This window comes from Jiangella rhizosphaerae (assembly GCF_003579925.1).
In the GTDB taxonomy this organism is placed as follows: Bacteria; Actinomycetota; Actinomycetes; order Jiangellales; family Jiangellaceae; genus Jiangella; species Jiangella rhizosphaerae.
Genome location: NZ_QUAL01000157.1, coordinates 19,063 through 28,547, shown reverse-complemented (window position 1 = coordinate 28,547; position 9,485 = coordinate 19,063). Strand labels below are relative to the sequence as shown.

Annotated in this window: 7 protein-coding genes; 2 read left to right on the top strand and 5 right to left on the bottom strand. The window is 69.8% G+C overall.

Features of this window, described 5'->3' with window-relative positions; genetic code table 11:
• A partial coding sequence (locus tag DY240_RS16530; protein ID WP_147375364.1) for a hypothetical protein occupies positions 1-588 on the bottom strand: 588 nt, incomplete at its 3' end.
• A gap of 77 nt (positions 589-665) precedes the next feature.
• Here DY240_RS16530 and DY240_RS16525 point away from each other — a divergent pair.
• Positions 666-2,084 (top strand): glycosyltransferase, encoded by a 1,419-nt coding sequence (locus tag DY240_RS16525; RefSeq protein ID WP_119660945.1) that lies wholly within the window; start codon positions 666-668, stop codon positions 2,082-2,084.
• Between the two features lie 188 nt (positions 2,085-2,272).
• On the opposite strand, the gene DY240_RS16520 is transcribed toward DY240_RS16525, so the two are convergent.
• The 4 genes from DY240_RS16520 to DY240_RS16510 all read right to left on the bottom strand — a co-directional run bounded on the left by DY240_RS16520 (position 2,273) and on the right by DY240_RS16510 (position 7,731).
• A complete protein-coding gene (locus tag DY240_RS16520) occupies positions 2,273-3,322 on the bottom strand; it encodes a class I SAM-dependent methyltransferase (RefSeq protein ID WP_119660944.1) in 1,050 nt (349 codons plus the stop codon).
• Positions 3,323-3,369: 47 nt separating this feature from the next.
• Complete coding sequence (locus DY240_RS16515; protein ID WP_119660943.1) at positions 3,370-4,455, bottom strand: glycosyltransferase; 1,086 nt, start codon at positions 4,453-4,455, stop codon at positions 3,370-3,372.
• Positions 4,456-4,960: 505 nt separating this feature from the next.
• Positions 4,961-5,260, bottom strand: coding sequence for a DUF6881 domain-containing protein (locus DY240_RS31395; protein WP_147375363.1), 300 nt, complete (start codon positions 5,258-5,260; stop codon positions 4,961-4,963).
• A gap of 8 nt (positions 5,261-5,268) precedes the next feature.
• Complete coding sequence (locus DY240_RS16510; protein ID WP_119660942.1) at positions 5,269-7,731, bottom strand: HYD1 signature containing ADP-ribosyltransferase family protein; 2,463 nt, start codon at positions 7,729-7,731, stop codon at positions 5,269-5,271.
• Between the two features lie 635 nt (positions 7,732-8,366).
• On the opposite strand from DY240_RS16510, the gene wecB reads away from it, so the two are divergent.
• On the top strand, positions 8,367-9,467 hold the full coding sequence (gene wecB / locus DY240_RS16505) for a non-hydrolyzing UDP-N-acetylglucosamine 2-epimerase (protein ID WP_199701625.1): 1,101 nt from the start codon (positions 8,367-8,369) through the stop codon (positions 9,465-9,467).
• Positions 9,468-9,485 lie beyond the last annotated feature (18 nt).

The following is a 9,485-nucleotide window of genomic DNA, read 5'->3' as shown; positions in this document are numbered from 1 at the left end:
GCCGGCGGCCGCGGTGGCGGCGCGCAGGGCGGCGCGACGCGCGGCGACCGACCACCGCTCGCGCCGGTTCGGGTCGGCGAGCGTCGACGGGGTCAGCGTGGCCACCAGCTCGCCGAGCACCGGCCCGAGCAGCCGCCGGACCACCAGCGGGAGGTCCGGCGCATAGACGGGGATGCCGCCGACCAGCAGCTGGCGCAGGAACCCGGCGAGCTCCACGGGGCCGGTCGCCGCGCCGAACGGCACCTGGACGCCGGCGTACGGGCGCAGCCGCTCGAGCGCGGACGCGTCGAGGACCGGGGGCCGGCCGAGCTCGGCGAGCCGCGTGCGCCCGGCGTAGAGCCGCAGCGTGCCCGACGGCGTGGTGCGCAGCTGCGCGAGCGGCCGGGGCGGCGCGCCCGGGCCGTCGTCGTCGAAGGCGTCGAACCCGGCGGGGGAGACCAGCGTGGTGTTCACGACGGGCAGCGGCGCCGCCACGACGGCAGCGGCTGCCGCGCGTAGTTCGGACGGATCGAGTGCGGCCAGACCGGTCCACTCCGGGACGAACGGCGCAGCGATCGGTGCTGGTGGGAGGTCGGTTTTGGTCGGCATCACAGGGCCCGGTAGGTTCTCAGCGTGGCGCCGCCCGGAGAGCGGCGACCCCACACTACCCGGCTAGCGGAGGAACGATGTCGCCCACGGCCCCGACACCGGTCGCCGTACCCCGTCAGGAGTGGACCTCCGTCCAGGTGCCCGAGCTCGGAGCCTGGACGCCGACCCTGACGGTGACGGTCGTGCTGCCGGCGAAGGACTGCCAGGACGAGCTCGACCTCACGCTGGCCGCGCTGACGGCGCAGACCTACCCGGCCGAGCTGATGGACGTCATCGTCGTCGACGACGCGTCCGCGGAGCCGCTGCGGCTCCCCGCCGTCCACCCCGAGCGGGCCCGGGTGCTGCGGCTGCCGCCCGGCGACGGTCACGGCTCGGGGCGGGCGCGGCACGCCGGCGCCGAGGCGGCCACGGGCGACATCGTGCTGTTCCTCGACGCCGACATCGTCGCCACCCGCACGCACGTCGAGGCGCACGCCCGCTGGCACCACACCCTCGCCGACGCCGTCGTGCTCGGGCACAAGCTGTTCGTCGACTTCGACGGCATCACCGCCGCCGACGTCCTCGCCGCCAGCCGCGACGACACGTTCGACCAGCTGCTCGACGGCCGGAAGCAGAAGAAGCACGCCTGGCACGAGGACTTCATCCGCGAGGCCGGCCGCCTCACCACGTACGCCGACGACACCTTCATCGCCGTGGTCGGCGCCAGCGTGTCCACGCCCCGGGCGCTCTACGCCGAGAGCGGCGGGTTCTCGACTTTCGGGCTGCGCGGCATCGTCGACACCGAGTTCGGCTACCGCATCTTCACCGCCGGCGCCGTGATCGTCCCCGAGCCGGACGCCCGCAGCTACCACCAGGGCGCTCGCAACTTCGCCGTCCGCGGCGACGAGATCAAGCGCGAGCGGTCCGGGCTGGCCGCGAACCACCTGCCGATCCCGCTGTTCCGGCCCTCCGACGTCGGCCGCATGTGGCAGGTGCCCGTCGTGCACGCCGTCGTCGATGCCACCAGCGGCACGCCCGAGGAGGTCCAGGTCACCGTCGACAGCATCCTGGCCTCGGCGTACACCGACCTCGTCGTCACGGTGTCGCCGAGCAAGGAGCTGCCGCGCTGGATCGAGGACTACTTCGCCGCCGACGCCCGGGTCCGGTTCGCGCCCGAGCCGGTGCGCACCGGGTTCCCGTCGCCGTTCTCGCTGGTCGTGCCGGCCGGCGTGGCCATCGGCCGGTCGGCGGTCGGGACGCTGCTGGCGCTGTCGGCGTCAGAGCAGGTGGGCCTGGTCAGAGCGGCGGTGTCCGACGAGCCCGGCCCGCCGGTCGAGCTGTGGGCCACCCGGGCGCTGCACCGCGCGCGCCGGCACGCCGGCGCCGACGGGCTCGACGAGACCGCGCGGCGGCTGTTCGGGGTGCACTGGGTCAGCGGCTCGGAGATCGGCGTCCGGCCGGCCGTCGTCGGGATCACCAAGCAGGGCATGCTCATCGAGGCGTCGGCCACCGGCTGATCGGCCGCCGGCTGAGCCGTCGCGTCGGTCGGCGTCGCCTTGGTGCAGCCGATCGCAGCTGCGGCCGGGGGCAGACCCCGCCCGGTTGGGTGGGTCACCCAACCGGGCGGGTGGGCACTGACACCCAACGCTCGACGGACGGGCATCGATCCACGCCGCTCGACGGAGCCGGCTCGACCGGTCCGCCGTCAGGCGCGGGATGCGATGAAGAACCGCGTGCGGCCAACCACCTCGTCGTCGGCGAGGCGCACCCCGTCGACGGTCTCGGCCAGCCAGTCGGCGGCGATGTCGGCCTCGTCCTGCCGCTGCGCGTCGTCGAGCGCGACGATGGCGCCGTCGTCGAGGGCGGTCGCGAGCAGCGGGAACGCCGGATACCGCGACCGCGGCCCGACGCTGCCGGGCGGGCCGTCGACGAACAGCAGGTCGATGCCGCGCAGGTCGGTCCACTGCGGCGCGGCGTACCAGTCGTGCTTCTCGCCGCCGACGGTGACCGGCTCGAGCGGCGCGACCCGCACCTCGGCGACGTCCTCGAGCCCGTGCCGGGCCAGCGCCTCGCGCGTGCGCCCGGCGTAGAGCTCATGGTGCTCGAGCGCGACGACGCGGCCCTTGCCGGCCCGCCGGCAGGCCAGCGCCAGCCAGACGGTCGAGCTGCCGCTGCCGCACTCGACGATCAGCGCGTCGGACGGCAGCCGCCGCACGAGCGAGGCCAGCCGGAGCACCGTCCGTGGCGACGCCGCGAAGCCGCCGAAGGCCGGCACCTCGTCGTCGGCGCCGAGCATCGCGTACAGGTTGGCCAGCGCTGACAGCTCGGCTAGCTGCCCTTCGGTCAGGGTGGCGTGCAGGTCGGCGCGCAGCTCATGGTGCAGCGCGACCAGCTCGTCGTGCCGGACGGCGGCGTCGAGCCGCTGCGCCCCGATGATCGCGGCCAGCGGCCCCCCGCTGGGGTCATTCTGCCGCGCCTCGACCGCCTGGACGGACGTCGCGACGGCCTGGATCGAGTCGCCGAGCGTCTTGAGCTGCTTCTCGGTCTTGCGGGCGCGCTGCTCCGCCTCACGGGCGCTCGCACCGACGACGACCAACCCGACCAGCGTCAGCCCCAGCAGCAGGGCGAGCGCCGCCTCGGCGAGGCTGCCGCCCGTCGCGACGATGACGACCGCCACCACGACGGCGGCGACGGCGCCGGCCATGCCCAGCAGCGGCCAGCGGGAGCCGAGGAGCGCGCGAATCGCCCGGTGCATCGAATTCTCCGTCGTAGGTCTGGTCGGGAAGGAGAACTGTACCGACGTCAGCGCACGGTGGCGTGTGCCAGCTTCTCCAGGGAGTGGACGAACAGGTCGGCGTCAGCGTCCCAGCTGTAGTGGGCGATGACCGCTTCGCGCCCGGCCTCGGCCATGCGGCGCCGCTCCGCGGGGTCGGCCTTCAGGGCGCGCACCGCCGCCTCGGCCGCGCCGACGTCGCCGAACGGGACGACGGTGCCGCAGCGGTGCCGCATGATCAGCTCGGCCGACGCCGGGTTCGGCGTGCTGATGACCGGCAGGCCGTGCGCCATGTATTCGACGATCTTGGTGGGCCGGGAGTGCGCGTAGTTCGGCTGCTCGTGCAGCAGGCTGAGCCCGGCGAGCGCGCCGGGCAGCATCGTCAGCGCCTCGTCGTTGGGGACGAAGCCGTGCCACGTGACCGCGCCGTCGGCCTGGGCGGCCTCGATGGCTGCCGCGCAGTCGGCGTCGGCCGGGCCGACCAGGTGCACCTGGATCTCCGGCGCGAGCCTTCGGGCCAGCTCGACGAGGTCGAGGCCGCCGCGGGCCGCCGTCAGCCGGCCCAGGTAGACGACGCGGTCGTCCACCGGCGCATCGATGTCGTCGGGGATCGCGACGCTGTTGCGGACGACGGTGTGCTGCTTGCGGAAGCGGTCCGCGTAGGACTCCTCGGCCAGTAGCAGCGGCATGCGGCGCTCCGCGTGGCGCTCGATGGCCCGGATCAGCGCCACGCCCGCCGGGCGGCCCACCTTCGGCAGCCAGGCCTTCATCCGCAGTGCCGCGGCGGTGTCCTCGTGCACATCCCACACCAGGCCGGGGATGTCCAGGCCGATGCTGGCCAGCACCAGCTCGGGGTCGTGCATGAGGACGATGTCGTAGTCGCGGCCGTGCCGCTTCAGCAACCGCCGCGCCGTGCGGACGGCGAGCAGCCGGTGCCGCCCGTACGACCGCGGGATGTCGATGACGCCGAGATCGGCCGGGATCGGGCGGCCGGTGTCGCTGAACGGCGCCGCCAGCGTGACCTCGTGCCCGGCCTCCCGCAGCGCGACGATCTGACGATGCCGGATGCGTGCGTCTTCCGGGTCGTGCACCACGGTCAGGACGAGGACGCGCATGGCGCTAGCCGGCCCGCCCGCTGACCGTCAGTCGTTCTCGCACGTTGGTCCCCGACTTTCCCCATCGACACAGCCACACTGGGATGACGCCCGTGCCCACCCGTGCGGTTGCACGTCGAGCGTCTCCGGCTCCTGCGCCCCCTCGTGGCCGATTGCCGCCCGGAGGCGGCGCATCACCCGGTGGATAGTAACAGCTGGTGGTGTCAGGGGCGGGACCGGCAAGCATCGTGGCAATGTGTGAGCTCGCCCGACGCCGCGGTACAGCCCGCGTGGGTCGCCTCCCGTAGCGGGAAACCGCGCGAGGTCAGGGGCGAGCCATCCGCCGCGGTGCGCTCGCTGTTTCGGGAGGGCCGGCGATGACCGGCTCCGGCCGGCGACGCCGGTGTGGCGGCGATTTTGCTCGCCGACAGCGGCACTGACGGTGCACGGGTGCGGACCGCGGTGCCCCTGCCTTTGCGGCCTGTTCTAAAAGGTGAACAAGCAATCGTGGACGGGCCGAATTTGGCTAGGTCGGTTCCTCTCCAGCCTTGTCTATGCCGTGCTCACGACGTGCGGCCCACCAGACGCGTTCGAATTCATCCTCGTCGACGATGGTAGGGCTGAACTCCGGCTGAGCTGCGATCTCTTCTACGGAAGGCATGGGTGTAACTGAGAGAAATGTCGAACCTGTCTCAAGTCCCGGTCCAGCTAGGTCCATGTGGCCATCCCTGTAGATCTCTACCTTCCTCGTCTCCTTTTCTCCTTCAATTTCGCTGTAGATCGTAACGGGCTCATCGTCGTAGTTGTGGTGCCACGAAACGCGCATGTGTCTGATCATTCATTCACACCCCAAGAAAGGATTCGGCCATTCAGATCGAGAGGACTGTTGTTGGGTATTTCAAAGACACCTTCCCTTCCGCGTACGACGTCCAGGCCCGAGGTGTCGGTCTCAACATAGTTCCTGAATCGCTGACCCTGGAAGGGTTGGCCCAAGAAGCACCTCGAAAGCTGCGCGCACGACCTCGTCCCTGGAACGATGTCGGAGACATACTGTCCGTCGCCATACCTCGCATCATTTGGGCTCTGGCTCTTAAGGGAAGGGTTCAATTGCCGGCTATCGAGAATTCCCTCCAGCCCTGCATCATCCGTGTAGTGGAACATCGACTGCGGCGTTGCTGCTGTGACATTGTCTGCCGCGTGGGTAGCATCGGAGACATTGTCGATTGTCTTGAGGATGCGGCCGGCTGCGCCACCGCCCACCAAAATGGCCGTATCAGCGGCGCATTGCATGCTCGGGCCATCCAGGCACGTCATGAGCACGTCCGCGCCTGTCGCGGTCGCGAATATTTGCGCGGTTTCCGCAAACGCGTTCAGGTAGGCAACCATGAACTGGGCGTATTGGACACGCTCGAGATTTCGATATAGCGCCGCTGGATCGTAACGCCGCCCGGTCACTGCATTTGCATATTCTCGGCCGTAGACGTCAGATGCCAGGTTGTAACCCGGGTTCATGTACTCGTGGATGGCATCTTGCGCCTGCTGGGAGAGCGCTTGACCCGCAGATGGCTTGGCGACGGTGCCGGCGTTCGCCGAAGATGGCGGCGGTTTGGCGACAGTGCCGCCGTATGTGGCCGCACGCGTTCCCATCTGGTTGGGCGGGAATAGGCCCGTGGGATCGCTACCAGTGATCGGGCTGTTGTTGGCGTAGGCGTACCCGTTCATCTGCTGCGGGTTGAGATGATCGATGATCGGGTCCACCGACAGGAAGCGGCCGATCGTCGGGTCGTAGGCGCGGGCGCCCATCTGGATCAGTCCGGTGGCGTCGTCCTCGATGCCGGTGTGGAAGCCGCGGTCGGTCGGGAAGGTGCTGACCGAGCCAGTCGAGCCGCGGCAATTGCCGAACGGGTCGCGCTCCTTGTTGCGGTAGTTGCCGGCATCAGCGTCGATGGCGGTGTCGGCGGTGCCATTGTGGTCGGCGTAGAGGTCCTGCAGGCCACCAGATGGAGTCCGGACCGAGATGACCTGCCCCGCGAAGGAGTAGTACCGCCGCGCCGACACCGTGTTGGTCGCGCGGTTGAGCTCGAGCTCGTGCCCGGGCAGGTAGATGGTCACCATCGTCGGGTCGCGGCGGACGAGGCGGTCGCCGTCGGCGGTGTAGACGAACGACGAGGCGTCTGCGGACGTGCTGGCGGTCTTGACGCGGCCTTCGATGTCCCAGGTGTACGACTTGCCGCCGGCCGTCAGGGTGTTGCCGGTGTCGTCGTAGGTGTACGAGGTCGTGGTGGAGCCAGTGGTGGACGACGTCAGCGTGTGCGGCTGCGGCGAGCCGGCGGGCGGATAGGTGTACGTCGTCGTGGACGTGGTCGGCGTGCCTGCCGACGACAGCCGGGTACGGACGAACGACGTCCGGTTGCCCGTCAGATCGTACGTGTACTCCTGGTGGTACTTGGGCGACGAGGGGGTGCTGGTCGGCGGCAGGTCCGGAGTATCGCAGCCGGTGTCGGTCGCGGTGAACGCCTTCTTGAGCCGGCGCAGGTAGTCGTACTGGAAGCACTGGACGTCCGGCGTGCCGCCCGAGGGCAGGTCCGCGATCCGGGTGATGTTGCCCGCCGGGTCGTAGCCGTAGCGCAGGTCGGAGAAGACGGACTGATCCTCCCGGTCGATCCGCGACCGGAGCAGGCGCCGGCTGCCGGCCTCGTACTGGTTGGTCTGCCAGGACGCGGTGCCGTACTGGCCCTGGCCGCGGCGGAGGATCTCGCCGTACGGCGACCAGATCGTGTCGACGGCGTACGTGTTGTAGCCGTACATCCAGTCCTCGGCGCCGGTCGACTCGTACCGGTGGTGCAACGTCTCTTCCGGCAGCCCGCCGATCGCCGGCATCGTCGTCGTGGCGACTGAGCCGTCCGGGTTGTACGTGTTGGAGAAGTAGTACTGCCCGGCGAGCGCGCCCTCGGTCGCCGAGATGCTCACCCGGCTGCCCAGCGGCCGGTAGGCGTCGTCGTAACCGGTGATCGCGGTCGTGTAGACCGACGTGCCCTCACGCCGGAACGACAGGGATAGCTGGCCCAGTTCCAGCGTGTCGTACCGCCACTCGGCGATCGAGGTGCTGGTGACGGAGCCCTGATGGGCCGACGTCTTGCGGCCGAGCGCGTCGTAGGTATACGCGAGCGTGCGGCCTTCGGCGTCCGTGGTCGAGGTCAGCTGACCGGCGGCGTCATACGTGAGCTGCGTCGTTCCGGTGTCGGGGTCGGTCTTCTCGATCTGGCGCCCGCGCAAGTCGTACTTGTACGTCCACACGTTGTGAGCCGGGTCCCTGACCGAGATCAGCCGACCGGCCGGGTCGTACGTGTAGTGCGTCTGGTCGTTGGCGCCCGACGGCGAACCGCCGTGGTACTGCAGCAGCCGCTGCGTGCGGCCACGGGCGTCGTGGAAGACGGCGGTCGGCGTGTCGCCCGTCGGCGGGTCGACCCGGGTGTGGTCACCGCGATAGTCGGTGGTCGTCCGCCACTTCTCCGTGTTGCTCCGGCTGGAGTTGAAGGGCGGTCCGTCGACCTCGACTGCGACGTCGCGGAGTCGTACGCGGTGTCGACGATGATGCGGCCGGGCTCAGCCCGCTGTCCGAGTGGGTCTACAGGCGCGCTCCAAGCACAGCAGTGATCTCAGCTACGCGGGTCGCGGTCGTGTATGACGGGCGGCTGGACGACTGGTGTCAGCCAACCAGCTCGATGGTCGGGCGTCAGACCGCTGAGCTGCTCGAATGACGGCTAGGGTGCGGTTGCGGACCGGGGCGTCTGCCCCAGGGTATCTGCAAAGGGATGCTGCGGATCGACCAGCGAGCCGCCGGCATCCTAGGGCCTTGGGCCGGGTGGCAGGGGTACCCTGACCAGTGCCCGCCAGGGCGCAAACGATCAGGACTATCTCGGAAGGCCGCATTGTCCACCAACCTCGTCGTTCACGTGACAGGCGCGCGACCCAACTTCCCCAAAGCGGCGCCGGTCATACGAGCTCTCGATGCACTGGGACTGCCTCAGGAACTGATCCACACCGGCCAGCACTACGACGACGCCATGGCGAAGGTCTTCTTCCGTCAGCTCGGGCTGCCGAAGCCTGATGTCGATCTTGGCGTGGGCTCGGGCTCGCACGCTCGGCAGACGGCGGCGATCATGACCGGACTGGAGGAGCTGTTCCTCGACCGCGATCCCGCACTCGTGGTGGTCTACGGCGACGTCAACTCCACTGTTGCCGCGGCTTTGGTAGCCGCCAAGCTGCAGATTCCGCTCGCGCATGTCGAGGCCGGCCTCCGGAGCTTCGACCGCACGATGCCCGAGGAAGTCAATAGGGTTGTGACGGACCAGCTGTCGGACCTGTTGTTCACGACGAGCCCGGACGCACTCGTCCATCTCGGTCACGAGGGCGTTCCTACCGATCGTGTGCACTTCGTCGGCAACCCCATGATCGACACCCTCCTGGCCAACCTCGACCGGTTCGACGCCGAGCGGGTCACGAGCGAACTCGGCATCACCGGCGACTACGCGGTCGCGACTCTGCACCGGCCCGGGAATGTCGACGATCCCGCTGACGCCGCCGAACTGGTGAAGGCGGTGCACGCCGTCGCCGACCTCGTCGAAATTGTGCTGCCGTTGCACCCGCGGGGTCGAGCGCGCCTCGAGGCGGCCGGTCTGTTCACCCACGAGCGCCTGAAGGTGGTCGATCCGCTCGGGTATGTCGAGTTCCTCGCGCTGGTCCGCGGCGCGCGTGCGGTCGTCACCGATTCCGGAGGCGTGCAGGAGGAGACAACGATCCTCGGCGTGCCGTGTCTCACGCTCAGGCCGAACACAGAACGGCCGGTCACCATCACCCACGGCACCAATCGCCTGGTAACTAGGCCTGAGCTGTCCGCGGTGGCGGCCGAGGTACTGGCCGCCGATCGCGCATCGACGTGGCCGGTGCCACCGCTCTGGGACGGCCACGCCGGCGAGCGTATAGCCGACGTCATCGCAGCGTTCGTCGGTTTCGCGGTGCCAGCGGGCTGAGACCGCAGACCATGGCGG